The sequence below is a fragment of the Candidatus Spongiihabitans sp. genome (assembly GCF_965247905.1).
In the GTDB taxonomy this organism is placed as follows: Bacteria; Pseudomonadota; Gammaproteobacteria; order Arenicellales; family Poriferihabitantaceae; genus Spongiihabitans.
The window spans coordinates 715,561-730,704 of record NZ_OZ252047.1 but is presented as its reverse complement, the minus strand read 5'-3'; the positions used below and the strand labels follow the sequence as shown (position 1 = coordinate 730,704).

The window sequence follows — 15,144 nt, the reverse complement described above, 5'->3', positions numbered from 1 at the left end:
CAACTGCCCGTCACAAGACTTACATTGCGTATTGAGTAAAGATGCCGCATTAAGTGCGTGTGCCTAAGGAAAGCGAGCGCGCCGGGAATTGCGCTATCGCGGCGCGACGTAGCACGTAACCGTGCAGCCTGCTTTATTGAGCCGCCAAAGAGACCAAGAGAACTATGCGTTATATCCGTCTCTTTGGGGTTGCGGGGAGGCCATCGCCTAAGCGAATTATCGGCTTTTCAGCGGCCTTGATTGGATGTGCTGGGAGGGGGTATTTTTAGGCAGTCGAAGCTTTGGTGTCTTGCTGTCTGAGGCGGTATTCATGTCTTCCATATCAACCGAACCTTTGAACTGGCAGCCCTCATCTAAAACAACATGCGAGGCATGAATATTACCGACCACCCGGCCTGAGGGTTTTATAGTCACCTGTTCGCTTGCCCGCAGTTCTCCTTTCATATCCCCTCCAATAACAATATTTTTTGCGGTCACATTGGCTTTGACTTGCCCGGTTTTACCGATAATAACACTGTTTTCCCTGAAATTGATGTCGCCCTCGATAGCACCATTGATGACCAGGTCTTCTTCGCCACTGACATCCCCGACAATCACTATCGACTTTCCAACGATGGCTTTAGCGTTTTTTGGCGGGCGATCTTTTTCTGTGTCTTCGTTCATTTTGTAACGCTCTTGTCTGATTTTCCAGTCGATAGTCTAACGCGTCCTCGAATAATTCGCTATACATTGTCCGGGTTCACCACATATGAGACAAAATCAGGCAGCCAGGGTGAGTTGCCGATAATACGCCATTGGCATCATTAAATCCAAACTATCGTGTGGTCGGCATGATTATAGGTCCACTGGTAATGGACCCGTTCCTGGTTGATCGCGGTCACCGTCAACGGCCCTTCATACAGCGGGCGGAACGCATAACGACTGCATTGGCTCGACGCAACCCTTCCATTTAGGCTGGTTGGGCGGCAGGACTAAAGTCCCACGTTCGACCGGAAGTGAGGCTTCAGCCTCGCCAAGCCATTGCAAATGGCGGGACTAAAGTCCCACTTCCGAGATGGGGGTGACCGGACTGGTTGCCTTGAACTCCTTGACCCACCCTGCCATCAAACGCCGCCGGCCTGACCTGCTTTAAGCGCACTAGCCGGGCCAGGTTAACAGTCTCTTATGTGTCTGAGCCCGAACATACATTGTTTGCCTGCCCTTTGCCATCCCCTGCTATTTGTCATCCCCTGCCCTTTGCCATCCCCTGCCCTTTGCCATCCCCTGCTATTTGTCATCCCCTGCCCTTTGTCATCCCCTGCTATTTGTCATCCCCTGCTATTTGTCATCATGAGACAAAGCGGCTTTTAGCTTGTCCTTCTCTTTTTGCCGGTTGTAATCCTTGTTGGATTGGTGGGCATGATCTTTTTTTAACAAAGGGGATAGGGCGATTTTGTTTCTTGGCTTGATTTTTTTATGGGCGCCATTATGGGGAGATTTAGGTGTTTCCATGGACTTATTACCCAAAAAAGTTCAAAAGGAAATGGTACCGAGGGTCGGACTCGAACCGACACTGAGTTGCCCCAACCAGATTTTGAATCTGGCGCGTCTACCAATTTCGCCACCCCGGCACACCGCCGAAACATAACGGGTTTTTACCTGATATGCAACATTTTGTATTGGTCCACCACCTTTGGAAAGGTCAGCGGCTTGCGGTTTTGGCAGATTTTTGCTCCTGCAAAATCGGCACTTCCGCCATCCATGGCGGTCGTGTCCCGCTGCGCGGGACGCATATTTAACTGGATTCCAACCCCTGTTTTCACAGGGGTGACGTTCTTTCGTTGGAATGACGGGCCTGGGTGGTTACGGCACTCATCAGCCTCGCCAAGCCATTGCAAATGGCGGGACTAAAGTCCCACGTCCGAGATGGGCGGGGCGCGCTCACTGAAAAGAAATAACCCTTCGTATCAAATGTTCAATAAAATCGGGCGATAAAATCAGCCAATAAAATCAGTAAGCATCAACTTGCACTACAACATGGATATCAGCCAGTACGACTACTCCTTGCCCGCATCGCTGGTCGCGCAATTCCCTGCGCAGAAACGCTCGGCCAGCCGATTGCTGGTTGCCGAAGCGGATGAGGGTTATCGAGATATTCAATTCGAGAACATCATCGACGAACTGAATCCAGGCGACTTGCTGGTGGTCAATGATACCCGGGTGCTGCCGGCCCGAATGTTCGGGAAAAAACCGAGCGGAGGCAAAGTGGAAATCATGCTGGAGCGGATTGTGGATGATCGATGTGCGTTGGTCATGCTCGGTTCAAGCAAACCGATTCGAGGCGGCCAGGCATTATTGCTCGGCAACGAGCATCATTTAGCGTCTGGCGGCGAGCATAAATTAGCGTCCGGCGATTGCGCGCTTACCGTTGGCGCCCGTCGCGGCCAGTTTTTTGAGTTGCTGTTTCCGAAAGGTTATAATGCCAGGGACGCTTTTGAGCGCTGGGGTTGCATGCCGCTGCCGCCCTATATCACTCGCGCTGCCAACACATTCGACCGCCGCCGTTACCAAACGGTCTATGCCAAAAACCTGGGCGCGGTGGCTGCGCCAACAGCGGGGTTGCACTTTGACCAACCCTTGATTGATCGTCTTCGTCGGCGTGGCGTGGCTTGGGGCGCGATTACGCTGCATGTGGGGGCCGGCACTTTTCAGCCGGTTCGATGCCAGGACATTCGCTGCCATCGGATGCATCATGAGCGCGTCGAGGTCGGCGAACAAGTTTGTCGGCAAATCGCCCGAGCCAAAGCGCGCGGCGGACGCGTCATCGCGGTCGGCACCACGGTGGTCAGAGCCCTTGAAAGCGCCGCGCAAACGGGTAGATTAACGCCCGCTTCCATGGACACTGATTTGTTTATATTTCCGGGCTATGAATTTAACATCGTTGATGCCCTGGTCACCAATTTCCACTTGCCCAAATCCACATTGCTAATCATGGTCAGCGCGTTTGCGGGTTATGAAAGAATAATGGCGGCGTATCGGTATGCGATTAATCATGGCTACCGGTTTTATAGTTATGGGGATGCCCTATTTTTGCAGCGACAGCCATAAGTTACGATATAAAAGCCATGCTATGAAATTCAAAATCAATGCGACTCAGGGCAAGGCGCGGTGCGGTGAGTTGTCCTGCAGTCGAGGAAACATCAGCACCCCGACATTCATGCCGGTCGGCACCAGCGCCACGGTAAAGTCGCTCTCGCCGGAAGAAGTCGAATCCGCCGGCGCGCAAATTATTTTGGGCAATACGTTTCACTTGATGTTGCAACCGGGAACGGAAGTGATTCAAGCGCATGGCACACTGCACGATTTCATGAATTGGCAACGCCCGATTTTGACCGATTCCGGCGGTTTTCAAATATGGAGTTTGAAACAACTCAGAAAACTCGAAGAAGGCGGCGTGACATTTCGTTCGCCAGTGGATGGCAGTAAAATTTTTCTTGGGCCTGAACAATCCATGGAAATCCAAAAAGCCCTGGGCTCGGATATCGCGATGGTTTTTGACGACTGCACGTCTTGGCCGGCGACTGAAGACGAAGCCCGCGCTTCCATGGAATTGTCGGCGCGATGGGCTAGGCGATGCCGACAAAGTTATGCGGGCGCGGGCGCGTTGTTCGGAATCATTCAGGGCGGCATGCATGAACACCTGCGGATGGAATCGCTTTGGCATTTAACCGATATGGATTTCGACGGCTACGCCATTGGCGGCTTGTCGGTCGGCGAGCCCAAACAAGAGATGCTGCGAATTATCGATGCGCTGGTCCATAGAATGCCGGAAAACAAGCCGCGCTATTTAATGGGGGTAGGCACGCCGCAGGATCTTGTGGATTGCGTGGCCCGCGGGGTGGATATGTTCGATTGCGTCCTGCCCACTCGAAATGCGCGCAACGGATGGTTATACACGGATGGCGGCGTGGTCAAAATCAGAAACAGTCAATACCGACTGGACACCAATCCGGTGGACACCTCTTGTTCGTGTTATACCTGTCAGCATTATTCACGGTCGTATTTAAAGCACCTGCATAAAAACAACGAAATCCTGGGCGCGCGTTTGTGCTCCTTGCACAATACGCACTACTATCAAAATTTGATGCAACGAATTCGCGCCGCAATTTCGGATAACCAGTTCGCCGCCTTTGCGAAAAATTTCGGCGCAAAATCTCACCCAAAATCTCAATGACGGCATGCTACAATTCACGGCGACTGCCGTAAGTTTTGCCGACTAATTCATTTGGAGCCGAACATGTTTAAAAAAAATGAAACCATCGCTGATCTGGATGCCGAATTGTGGGCCGCCATGGTCAAAGAGGAACAACGCCAGGAACAGCACATAGAACTCATCGCTTCGGAGAACTTCACCAGTCCTCGAGTGTTGGCGGCGCAAGGGTCGGCGCTGACCAACAAGTACGCGGAAGGCTATCCCGGCAAACGCTATTACGGCGGCTGCGAATTCGTTGATATCGCCGAAGCCCTGGCCATTGAGCGCGCGAAAAAACTGTTTGATGCGGACTATGCCAATGTCCAGCCTCATTCTGGATCTTCAGCGAATTTAGCGGTGTATATGGCGTTGGTTGAACCGGGCGACACCATTCTCGGCATGAGCCTGGCGCATGGCGGACATTTGACCCACGGTGCTTCGGTCAGTTTTTCGGGGAAAATCTATAATGCGGTTCAGTATGGATTGGACGACGCCACCGGCGAGGTGGACTACGACGAAGTGGAGACGCTGGCAAAGACGCATAAGCCGAAGATGATCGTGGCGGGATTTTCCGCTTATTCACGCATCATGGATTGGCAGCGATTTCGCGCCATCGCGGACGCGACGGGCGCCTACTTGTTTGTGGATATGGCGCATGTTGCCGGGTTGGTGGTGACCGGTCATTATCCTAACCCGGTGCCGATCGCCGATGTGACCACCACCACCACCCATAAAACCTTGCGCGGCCCCAGAGGCGGCATGATCCTGGCGCGGGAGAATGAAGCCATCACCAAAAAATTAAACTCATTGGTTTTTCCGGGCACCCAGGGCGGGCCGTTGATGCATGTCATTGCCGCCAAAGCGGTTGCGTTCAAGGAGGCTATGCAACCTTCTTTCAAAGACTATCAGCAGAGCGTGGTGGACAACGCCAAAGCAATGGTTGAGGTATTCCAGAAGCGCGGCTACAACATTGTTTCCGGCGGCACCGACAATCACCTGTTTCTGCTGGACTTGATTGACAAGAACATCACCGGCAAAGATGCCGACGCCGCATTGGGGCGGGCGAATATCACGGCGAACAAAAACGCCGTGCCCAATGATCCGAGATCGCCGTTTGTGACTAGCGGCCTGAGGCTGGGCACTCCGGCCATGACCACGCGCGGATTTGGCGTCGGCGAGGCGCGGGACATCACCGGCTGGATTTGTGATGTGCTGGAAAACTTGGAGGACGATTCGGTGATTCAAGCCGTAAAGGAAAAAGTGGTCGAACTGTGCGGCAGGTTTCCCGTATATGAAAGGTCGGCATAAGGGCGTTGATGGCCCTCAGGATTACTTTCTAGGATCACTTTGTAGGATCGCTTTGTAGGATCACTTGCGTTGGCGATGAAGCGGCGCGCTTGCGCGGAAACAACTCTCGCGGCGGAAAAATCAGGCGACGTTCAGGGCCGATTTTCGCCAGCGGCTGGCCGCTAAATAGGTATACTTGTCGGCATGTTACTTGATTTTGAAACTTGTTATGACGCCGTTAAAAATCGGGATGCTCGATATGACGGCGTATTTTTTACCGGAGTGAGCAGCACCGGGATATTCTGCCGCCCGGTTTGTCCCGCGGTGACGCCTAAGCCCGAGAATTGTGAATTTTATCCCTCATCCGCTGCGGCCATGCACGCGGGGTATCGGCCATGCTTGCGCTGTCGGCCGGAATCAGCGCCGAACAGCCCGGCCTGGAATGGCGTCAAAACAACCGTAAAAAGAGCGCTAACGCTGATTGATCAAGGGGCGTTGGACCACCATGCCGTGAGTGAACTGGCCGAACGATTAGGGATAAGCGAGCGCTATCTGAGACGATTATTTTCCAGGCATGTCGGTGCGAGCCCAAGCGCCGTGGCGCGTTCAAGGCGGGTATTGTTGGCCAAGCGATTGATTGCAGACAGCGCCGATTCAATGACCACGGTCGCGCATAAGGCGGGGTTCAGCAGCGTGCGCCAGTTCAATGATGCCTTTCATAAAGTATATGGCGCGCGCCCCAGCGCGTTGCGTCATGCTCATGTCCGCCAGGATCATTCTAATAAAACCGCACATTCAATACGGTCGCAAAAATGAAACAACTAAAAATAAAACAACTTGAGTCAGCTATTTATAAAAGCCCGATTGGCGAAATTTTGATGATTGCCGATGGCGAGCAGTTGTGCCTCCTTGATTTCGCGGATAACGATGAGCGTGTTGAGAGACTGCTTCGGCGAAGATACGGAAATTTCGAAATGACTCCAAAAGCAAATGTGTTGAATATGCAAAGCAGGATGGATCGCTATTTTGGCGGCGACTGGGCGGCGTTTGACGGACTGCCGATGGCTGCCGATGGCACGGTCTTTCAACAACGAGTATGGGATTCGCTAAAAACAATTCCCGTGGGCGAGGCGATTTCCTATCGCCAATTGGCAAGCGCCATCAACCAACCAAAAGCGGTGCGGGCGGTGGCCAGCGCAAATGCAAACAACCAGATCGCCATCATCATTCCCTGCCATCGGGTTATCGGCAAGGATGGATCGTTGCGCGGCTATGCCGGCGGGGCAGACCGAAAAGCCTGGCTGCTCAATCACGAGGGTTTTAGCGCCAGATTTTAGTATGCCGTCAATCCGGTCGAAGATCGTCGGCGACTGTTCACGCAATTCCTCTCGCCCGGCGCGACTTTCTTCCGCGTCCAGTTCCTCCACAAGTTTCAGCAACGCCTGAAGCCCGGTTTGTGCATGGCCAAGGATGAGCGCGTGAATCGTGGGCTCCCTCATATCACCATCAAGCGCGGCATAATTCAATTCCAAGCAATTAATAGTGGCTGGGTTGATTTTGCGCCGTGGGTTTTGTGATGCAGTATAATCATTGATCTATTATCAGATTCAAGCCACTAACAACGATCTTCAGGAGAGTTCAATGACTCACGCCAGCGCCAACTCGTTCGACTGCTACGCGACCCTCGAAGCCAACGGCAAAACCTACGGCTACTACAACCTGCAATCCGACCAGGTGGCTGGCCTTGCGGATATCAGCCAACTGCCCAATTCGATCAAGGTGTTATTGGAAAATCTGCTGCGCCATGAAGATGGGGCGGCGTGCACGGCGGAGGATATTGAAGCGGTCGCAAAGAGTGCGCGGCAAAAGATGCTACAAGAAATCGCCTATCATCCAGCGCGCGTGTTGATGCAGGATTTCACCGGCGTGCCCGCAGTGGTTGATTTGGCGGCGATGCGCGATGCGCTGGTCAAGGCTAATGTGGATCCCGAAAAAATCAATCCGTTGTCGCCGGTGGATTTGGTCATTGACCATTCGGTGGTGATCGACCAGTTTGCAACCCATACCGCGTTCAGCGCCAACGTCGAATTCGAGATGCAGCGCAATGCCGAGCGTTATGCGTTTTTGAAATGGGGGCAGGGCGCATTCGATAACTTTCGGTTGGTGCCGCCCGGCACCGGCATCTGCCATCAGGTCAATCTGGAATACCTGGCCAAGTGCGTTTGCAGCGATGACAGCGGCGGCGAGAGGATGGCGTATCCGGATACGCTGGTCGGCACCGATAGTCACACCACCATGATCAACGGGCTCGGCGTATTGGGCTGGGGCGTCGGCGGCATCGAAGCCGAAGCCGCGATGTTGGGGCAGCCGATCCCGATGTTAATTCCGGAAGTGGTCGGCTGCGAATTGAGCGGCAGATTGAGCGAGGGCATCACCGCCACCGACTTGGTGCTGCGCATCGTGCAAATGCTGCGCCAGCATGGCGTAGTCGGCAAGTTCGTGGAATTTTACGGCAGCGCACTGGATGGTCTGCCGCTTGCCGACCGAGCGACTATTGCGAATATGGCGCCGGAATACGGCGCCACCTGCGGGTTCTTTTCCATTGATCAAAAAACCATGGACTACCTGCGACTGAGTGGTCGGGATGAAGACACCGTGGCCTTGGTCGAAGTCTATAGCAAGGCGCAGGGCATGTGGCGCGACAGCGCGACGCCGGACCCGGTGTTTGCCTCCACATTGCATCTCGATATCAGCTCGGTGCGGGCGAATTTGTCGGGCCCGAAACGTCCGCAAGACCGGGTCGCATTGCCGGATATGCCGGCTGCTATCGAAGCCTTCATCAAGCAGGATGGCAAGCAAGATGAAATGGACAAAAGCTTCCCGACCGCCGCGGGCTATGACCTGCATCACGGCGATGTGGTGGTGGCCGCGATCACCTCTTGCACCAACACTTCCAACCCGGCGGTCATGATCGGCGCTGGATTGGTTGCCAAAAAAGCGGTCAAACTCGGCATGACGCGCAAGCCCTGGGTGAAGTCGTCGCTGGCGCCGGGCTCCAAAGTGGTCACCGAATATCTGGAAAAAGCCGGCTTGCAAAAATACTTGGACGCGCTCGGCTTCAACACCGTGGGCTATGGCTGCACCACTTGTATTGGCAACTCCGGGCCGCTGCCCGAAGCGGTGCATAACGCGGTCAGCGACCACGACCTGGTGGCAACTTCGGTGCTGTCGGGCAACCGTAACTTTGAGGGCCGTATTCATCCGCTGGTGAAAGCCAACTGGCTGTCCTCGCCGCCGCTGGTGGTGGCGTATGCGTTGGCCGGCAGCACGCGCGTCAATGTCGCCAACGACGCCATCGGCCAGGACCGGGACGGCAACGATGTGTTGCTGAAGGATATTTGGCCAAGCAATGATGAGATTGCAGACGAAGTGGCAAAAATCGATCAATCGATGTTCACCCGCAAATACGCCGATGTATTCACCGACGATGACCAGTGGCAGGCGGTGCCAACCACTGAAGGCAATACTTATTCCTTCTCAGCGGATTCGACCTATATTCAATTGCCGCCATTTTTCGAGGAGCAATACACCAGCGGCAGGAATAAAAACATTGAAGGCGCGCGCGTGCTGGTGTTGCTGGGCGATTCCGTCACCACCGATCACATTTCCCCGGCGGGATCAATTGCCGCCGACAGTCCCGCGGCGAAGTATCTCATCGCGCACGGCGTAACGCCAAAAGACTTCAACTCCTATGGCTCGCGCCGCGGCAACCATGAAGTGATGATGCGCGGCACCTTCGGCAATATCCGCATCAAGAATGAATTGGTGCCGGGCGTCGAAGGCGGCTATACCCGCGCCCATGACGACCCGACAGTGGTTGCGATTTATGACGCGGCCATGAGTTACCGGGCGGCAGGCATCCCGACCGTGGTGGTCGCAGGCAAGGAATACGGCGCCGGTTCGAGTCGTGACTGGGCCGCCAAAGGCCCCTTGTTACTGGGTGTGCGGACGGTCATCGTCGAGAGTTTCGAGCGCATCCACCGCTCCAACCTGGTCGGCATGGGCGTGCTGCCGTTGCAGTTCATGCCCGACGAAGATCGCAAGACGCTGAACATCGCGGTCAGCGACAGCATTGATATTCTGGGGTTAGACAAAAAACTGACCCCCAAGCAAGTGTTTGAAGCGAGGATTAACCGCGCCGATGGCTCGGTCGACAACCTGCAACTGCAATCCAGAATTGATACCGCGGTTGAAGTTGAATACTTCTTGTGCGGCGGCGTGCTGCCATTCGTATTAAAGCGATTGAAAGGCTGAGACGCCGTCACTGCCGTCGCCACCGTCACCGCCGTCTTATGTGGAGGCCGCTCCTGCGCATCCATGCGCCCGCGGCATACATGCCGTCCATGGCATAACGGCTTGGCCGCGCATGTCTCACTGGATTATCGGGTCAAGCTCGATAATGACGGCGTGGGGTTGCGGCACCGATGCTGTCATTCCGCCGTCACCGCCCTCGTCACCGCTGTCATCGTCGGTTATTGATTATGGTCGTGATAGACGGCGGAACTATACCTTGATCATCATCACGGTTTTAGATATTCACATCACCTGAACATACAATGCTAACACCGGCGTCGGTCCGGCCTCAACGCCATGCCAATCGTAAGGATGGTTGTAAAGCAGGTTGCCCGCGGTTAGGCGGCGATAATCTTTATGCCCGCCCCAGCGCCACTTAGCGGTTCCCGAAATCAAGAAATAAATTTCAGCCGGCGGATGGTTGTGTTCCGGGTAGGCGCAGCCCGCGTCCACATACATCAGCCCGGCGACGACCTTGCCCATTTCAAACATCTTGCTGAAATCCATAATCGCCACATGCTCGCCGCGGTCGTCGGTGCGCGGTGAAAAACCCCAAGGCAAGTAATGGGCAAATTGCTGGAACGCCTGCGCCAATTTCATATCCTTGACCGAGTTCAAATGGCGCAGGCAAGGCAGTGGATTGGGTTTGAAGCCCTTGACCTCTTCTGGTTTGGCATGATGTTTGAGCTGATTTGAAAATGCCTTTACCATATTGGCTTGGACGGCTGACTCGGCGCACAGCGCCATGGATTTTGCGCAACTGGTCATGAACCCGTGGGTTTGTTGTGCGACTGTTGTTGGCTTAAACCCGCGCATGATCTGTTCGGCTAATGGGTGCGCCCATAAAAAGTCAGGCGCGCCTGCTCCGACAACGCGATGCCGGGCTCGGTGTTGTACGCCAACACGACTTGAATTCTATTGCCGCCGGTCACCGGGGTAACCCGATGCAATGAGTTTCTGCCTCTGAATAATGCCAGCGTCCCGGCCATGATATTAAGTTTTATCGAATCAACTTCGCCGTCAAGGGGCTGATCAAAGGCATGATCAAGCACCTGGCCAACGCCCGCAAAATTCATATCGCCTGTTTCGTGGTTTCTAAATCGGGGGATGTATTCAAATTCACCGCCGTATTCGGCGGGTTGAATCATTAACGTTACCGCGAAAGAAGAATTATCAAAATGCCAGCCAAGTTCCTGGTCGGCCGCATAGTAATGAACATTGATTGAAGACAGTGAATCCGAATAGTCAAACAGCCGATCTTGTTCGAGCACATAACAGAGAAATTTTTGGAACTTCCTATCGGCATAAATGATTCGCAGCAGCGACACTTCAGGAATTTGATCATCGGTGATGCAGCCCTTATTGCTGATGATCTGACGATTGCGCGGATGCGCGGCCGGGTAATGAAGGTCGGGCGGCGACAGATACGCGGTGTGAGTGTGTTGGCAATAATAGGCAAGGTGGGCATGCGCCAAGGCTTCGGCTTTTAATTGCGCAATGGCTTGCTCGGTGATGAAGTTCGGCAATAATAACGAACCGGTTTTTTCGAGTTGTTGTTTACAACCTGCCCCAAACCGGTCGAGTTGATCGATCGGGTGCTTTTGAAAATCAATGATGCGCTTGATTGGCGGCGTCATGCTTATCGCGCAGGTCCGTCATCGGCGCAAATGACTTCTTCCACATAATTCTCGGCATCGGGCGTATTGTATTCCGCCACCGGCGTGCCGATCAGCCCGGCCACGACGGTCTGCCGCTGGGCGTCCGGGGAGACGCTTTGGGTGATGGTCATGCGATACACCGCGAACGCTATCAGCAAGGCGAACGCGCTGGCGATGCCGATGAAATAAAACAGCGAGCCGAATTGCCCCATCAAAAAGGCGACAATGATGGGGCCCGCGCTCAGCCCCATGCCCGCCACCATCACCAGCGCACCGCTGGCCGGGACGATTTGCTCTGGCTTGAGCCGGTCGTTGGCGTAGGCGATGCTGAGCGAATACATCGGCATCGCCGCGCCGCCGAGCATGATGACGGTCACGAAAAACGGCACTCCGCTTTTAGGCAGCAACAACGCCACGACGCAGGCCACGACCGCCATCACCGACACGCCGATGATCGTCACCCGGCGGTCGACCCGGTCTGAAATCCAGCCAATCGGCCATTGAAAAATCAAGCCGCCTAACAAAAACGAAGCCATGAAGATGGAAACCAGCGCGACATCATGCAGCTCTTGGCGCGCATACACCGCGCCCAAACCGAACACCATGCCTTGCGCCGCGCCGGTCAAGCCATTGCTGATGACCGCCAGCGGCGACGCGCGATACAACTCGGCCAGCGACATTTTGCCGGTGGATGCAAAAGCCGGCGCCGGTCGCGCGGTCAGCAAAATCGGAATCAAGCCGATGGAGACGATAATTGAAACCAGCACGAACAGATCGACCTTCATCGGGCTGCTCAAGTTGAGCAGGAACTGCCCGCCGCCCATGCCGAGGGTGATGACCACCATATACACCGAAAGCATCCGTCCGCGGGTCTCGTTGCTGGCGCGATCGTTCAACCAGCTTTCGGAAACGACAAACAGCCCGGCGTAACTGATGCCGGTGATAAAGCGCATGATGGTCCAGGTGACCGCGCCGACATAAATGCCGTGCACCAAAATGGAGATGGAGGCGAGCGACGCCAGCGCCGCGAATACGCGGATATGCCCGACCCGCTGCACCAGTTTCGGCGCAATCATCGAGCCGACAAAGATGCCGACGTAATAGCCCGACATCATGATGCCGGTGGTGAAGGTCGGGAAGCCTTCCATGGTGGCGCGCAAGCCCAGCAATGTGCTTTGCAGACCATTGCCGAGCATCATGAAGCCAATGCCGATGAGTAGCGCCCAAGCGGCGCGAAGTTCATTCCACATATCTAAGCCTGTGAGTTTAGGGGCAGTTTTTTTGACAAGTCAAAAAAACTGCCCCTAATGTCGGTGCAAATCGCACCAGCGATTTGCACCGACTTGCCAAATAACAATCGTGCACCATGCCGCGGTATTCAACAATGTCGTATGCAACATGTTGTTAATCTGTATGTCATCCCAGTAATGTACAGCGGAAATATCCCGAATGACGATGTGCGAAGAGGATTCTACCGATAATCCGCCCACTAATCCGAATGACAAATGGATGCCGATTCTAAAGCCATTTGCGCCGCCACGCCACATGTCGAACGCGCAGGAGATTTTTTCTGCTCCCCGGCCCGTCATTATCGGGCTTGACCCGATAATCCAGTAAGACATGGCGGCGATAGCCGTTATGCCATAGGCGCTGGCTGGTTATGATGCGACGAACGCTCACCTGGTTTTTGTATTATCCGTCGGTGGTTCGATCGATTGAGGACCAGTCAGTTAAGAGCGTGTCAATTAAGAGCAGGTCGATTAAGCGCCGGGATTAGTGCTTATCGATTGGCGTGGAATGAACCAGATGTTTCTTTAAATAAGGTTCAAGATACTTTAAGCGGTGATTTCGGATAGATTTTAGCAGATATTGACACCTATTTTCGTGGCGCATATGGAAGCGAGACTCACACTCTTTCAAAGGGGTCCGGCTACGCCGGACGACATATTTTAACTGGATTCCCGCCTGCGGCGAGAATGACGGGCTGGGGGGCAATGGCGAATCGGAAGGCAACGAGTCCTTTTGAGAGGACAATGGTAAATAATTGTCACGCGAAGCGTGACACAACCGGCGGCTACGCCACTCTGGATTCCCGCCTGCCGGCGAGAATGACAAATAAGGGTCGTCATTGCCCGGCTTGTTCCGGGCAATCCAGTGGAATATGCCGTCCGGCGTAGCCGGACTCCTTTGCTTTGATGCCGCGCCGTTCGATGCGAGAATGACGGCAAGGCGGAGGTGCTTGTTGCTTACTAATGTATGCGCGCGTCTCGGCGGCTAACGCCGCGTCTGGATTCCCGCCTGCCGGCGAAAATGACGGCCGAGAGGGCGGCGCTAAAACACCGCTGGAAAGGAACCAAACGGGCAATGAATCAGTGAACACATACGCTCGCATTGCCCGGCCATGCGTTGTCTGATTTGAGTATACAATCGGCTGGTCGCTGGTCCAGAGATGCCAGTGATTCGAGCGACTTTGCAAGCCTCGATATCAAGGCAGAACAGCCGTGGAATCGCCCTGAATTTATTCCCCGAAATTCGGCAGCGAATGACATGCTTGTTTTTCATTTATAGAACAATTAGTTATGACCATTTCACTATGCCTTAAAGTATCTTGAACCTTAAATAATTAGCAATGTCTTTGATTTCATTCGGGTGCATCGAATGCGGCATCTGGTAGGTATGCCACTCGACCTCGTAGCCCAGTTCACGCAATAACAGATGGCCGCGCATTGCTATCAGCAATGGAATCAATGGATCCTGGGCGCCGTGACCCATGAAAATCGGTGTGCTTTGATTGTGGATGGATTTTTCGGCCGCAAGGGTCGTCTCATCGGGAAGATAGGCGGACAACGCGATGATGCCGGCCAGTTGCGACTGAAGTCGTAACCCGGCGAACAGGGCGATGGCACCGCCCTGAGAAAACCCCGCTAAAAATATCCTCTCGGTCGCGATGCCACGCTGATTTTCCTGCTCAATCAAGCGATATACCATTTGCGCGGATTGCTCCATACCCTCGCGGTCGCCACGCTCCATGCCATTTCGGTCGCCGCGCGCCACGCCATCGGCATCGATGGGCAAGTCAACGATGTCGTACCATGCGCGCATGTTCATGCCATTGTTAGCCGTGATCGGCCGAAACGGAGCATGCGGAAAAATAAACCGCACCGGCGTTTCCTGCGGCAATCCGAGTTCAGGCACGATCGGTTCAAAATCGTGACCATCGGCACCGAGTCCATGCAACCAAATAATGGAATAAACCGGATCGATGCCCGTTTGCATTTCGATTGATTCGATTATCTCGGGCTCGCCTTTTGGGTTGTTGTCTTGCGCTATCAATGTGGTTGCCGTGAATGCCCGCCGGATATTTCCATGGCTATTTCCATGGATGTTTCCATAGGTGTTTCCATGGACATCTTCATTGCCAATGACCGGTTGCAAATAAAATAATCGCCGCCACACTACACCCAAGCCCAGGCACAATCAACCTCAACCGCGCGACCCTGGCCTGCCGGCAGCGCAAAGATGCCGCATGGAGATCGTGCTGGCGATCGCGCTGGCGATAGTGCTATCGCCGTTTATGCTTTTAAGCGATAATCACTTAGCCCGACCCTTCAAAGT

Annotated in this window: 16 protein-coding genes, 1 tRNA gene and 1 pseudogene; 8 read left to right on the top strand and 10 right to left on the bottom strand. The window is 54.2% G+C overall.

The annotated features are described in order from the left end of the window. Positions 1-216 precede the first annotated feature (216 nt). From ACP158_RS03595 to ACP158_RS03580, 4 genes are all read right to left on the bottom strand, one after another. Positions 217-663, bottom strand: coding sequence for a bactofilin family protein (locus tag ACP158_RS03595; protein ID WP_424947612.1), 447 nt, complete (start codon positions 661-663; stop codon positions 217-219). Between the two features lie 654 nt (positions 664-1,317). Next, positions 1,318-1,491, bottom strand: a complete 174-nt coding sequence (locus ACP158_RS03590) for a hypothetical protein (protein WP_424947611.1) — start codon at positions 1,489-1,491, stop codon at positions 1,318-1,320. Between the two features lie 32 nt (positions 1,492-1,523). Then, positions 1,524-1,610, bottom strand: a tRNA-Leu gene (locus tag ACP158_RS03585). Positions 1,611-1,634: 24 nt separating this feature from the next. Further along, positions 1,635-1,772 carry a hypothetical protein gene (locus ACP158_RS03580; RefSeq protein ID WP_424947610.1) on the bottom strand — a complete coding sequence of 46 codons (138 nt, stop codon included), beginning with the start codon at positions 1,770-1,772 and terminating at the stop codon, positions 1,635-1,637. 244 nt (positions 1,773-2,016) lie between these two features. Here ACP158_RS03580 and queA point away from each other — a divergent pair, with 244 nt between their 5' ends. From queA to acnA, 6 genes are all read left to right on the top strand, one after another. Next, positions 2,017-3,087, top strand: coding sequence for a tRNA preQ1(34) S-adenosylmethionine ribosyltransferase-isomerase QueA (gene queA, locus ACP158_RS03575; protein ID WP_424947609.1), 1,071 nt, complete (start codon positions 2,017-2,019; stop codon positions 3,085-3,087). 22 nt (positions 3,088-3,109) lie between these two features. Beyond that, on the top strand, positions 3,110-4,213 hold the full coding sequence (tgt, locus tag ACP158_RS03570) for a tRNA guanosine(34) transglycosylase Tgt (protein ID WP_424947608.1): 1,104 nt from the start codon (positions 3,110-3,112) through the stop codon (positions 4,211-4,213). Positions 4,214-4,276: 63 nt separating this feature from the next. Then, positions 4,277-5,539, top strand: coding sequence for a serine hydroxymethyltransferase (glyA, locus tag ACP158_RS03565; RefSeq protein ID WP_424947607.1), 1,263 nt, complete (start codon positions 4,277-4,279; stop codon positions 5,537-5,539). A gap of 183 nt (positions 5,540-5,722) precedes the next feature. Next, complete coding sequence (locus tag ACP158_RS03560) at positions 5,723-6,334, top strand: bifunctional transcriptional activator/DNA repair enzyme AdaA (protein WP_424947606.1); 612 nt, start codon at positions 5,723-5,725, stop codon at positions 6,332-6,334. Continuing rightward, complete coding sequence (locus tag ACP158_RS03555; RefSeq protein WP_424947605.1) at positions 6,331-6,855, top strand: methylated-DNA--[protein]-cysteine S-methyltransferase; 525 nt, start codon at positions 6,331-6,333, stop codon at positions 6,853-6,855. The genes ACP158_RS03560 and ACP158_RS03555 overlap by 4 nt, the downstream gene beginning before the upstream one ends. A gap of 304 nt (positions 6,856-7,159) precedes the next feature. Then, positions 7,160-9,832: an aconitate hydratase AcnA gene (gene acnA, locus ACP158_RS03550; RefSeq protein ID WP_424947604.1), complete on the top strand. Its 2,673-nt coding sequence runs from the start codon at positions 7,160-7,162 to the stop codon at positions 9,830-9,832. 282 nt (positions 9,833-10,114) lie between these two features. Here the strand turns inward: acnA and ACP158_RS03545 are convergent, their stop codons facing one another. Genes ACP158_RS03545 through ACP158_RS03530 form a run of 4 tightly spaced genes read right to left on the bottom strand, consistent with a single transcriptional unit; the run spans position 10,115 to position 13,151 of the window. After that, positions 10,115-10,687: a dimethylsulfonioproprionate lyase family protein gene (locus ACP158_RS03545; protein ID WP_424947603.1), complete on the bottom strand. Its 573-nt coding sequence runs from the start codon at positions 10,685-10,687 to the stop codon at positions 10,115-10,117. Between the two features lie 11 nt (positions 10,688-10,698). Beyond that, positions 10,699-11,508, bottom strand: coding sequence for a HalD/BesD family halogenase (locus ACP158_RS03540; protein ID WP_424947602.1), 810 nt, complete (start codon positions 11,506-11,508; stop codon positions 10,699-10,701). A gap of 2 nt (positions 11,509-11,510) precedes the next feature. After that, entirely contained in the window at positions 11,511-12,779 is a 1,269-nt protein-coding gene (locus ACP158_RS03535; protein ID WP_424947601.1) for an MFS transporter, read from the bottom strand. 54 nt (positions 12,780-12,833) lie between these two features. Then, a complete protein-coding gene (locus tag ACP158_RS03530) occupies positions 12,834-13,151 on the bottom strand; it encodes a hypothetical protein (RefSeq protein ID WP_424947600.1) in 318 nt (105 codons plus the stop codon). 411 nt (positions 13,152-13,562) lie between these two features. On the opposite strand from ACP158_RS03530, the gene ACP158_RS03525 reads away from it, so the two are divergent. Next, positions 13,563-13,706, top strand: coding sequence for a hypothetical protein (locus tag ACP158_RS03525; RefSeq protein WP_424947599.1), 144 nt, complete (start codon positions 13,563-13,565; stop codon positions 13,704-13,706). Continuing rightward, positions 13,658-13,807 (top strand): hypothetical protein, encoded by a 150-nt coding sequence (locus ACP158_RS03520; protein ID WP_424947598.1) that lies wholly within the window; start codon positions 13,658-13,660, stop codon positions 13,805-13,807. The genes ACP158_RS03525 and ACP158_RS03520 overlap by 49 nt, the downstream gene beginning before the upstream one ends. 181 nt (positions 13,808-13,988) lie before the next feature. On the opposite strand, the pseudogene ACP158_RS03515 reads toward ACP158_RS03520, so the two are convergent. Then, a pseudogene (locus tag ACP158_RS03515) lies at positions 13,989-14,091 on the bottom strand (IS1595 family transposase); the annotation flags it as partial. A 36-nt stretch (positions 14,092-14,127) separates the two neighbouring features. Then, the gene (locus ACP158_RS03510) at positions 14,128-14,964 is read right to left on the bottom strand and encodes an alpha/beta hydrolase (protein WP_424947597.1); all 837 of its coding nucleotides are present in this window, start codon (positions 14,962-14,964) and stop codon (positions 14,128-14,130) included. Positions 14,965-15,144: the final 180 nt, after the last annotated feature.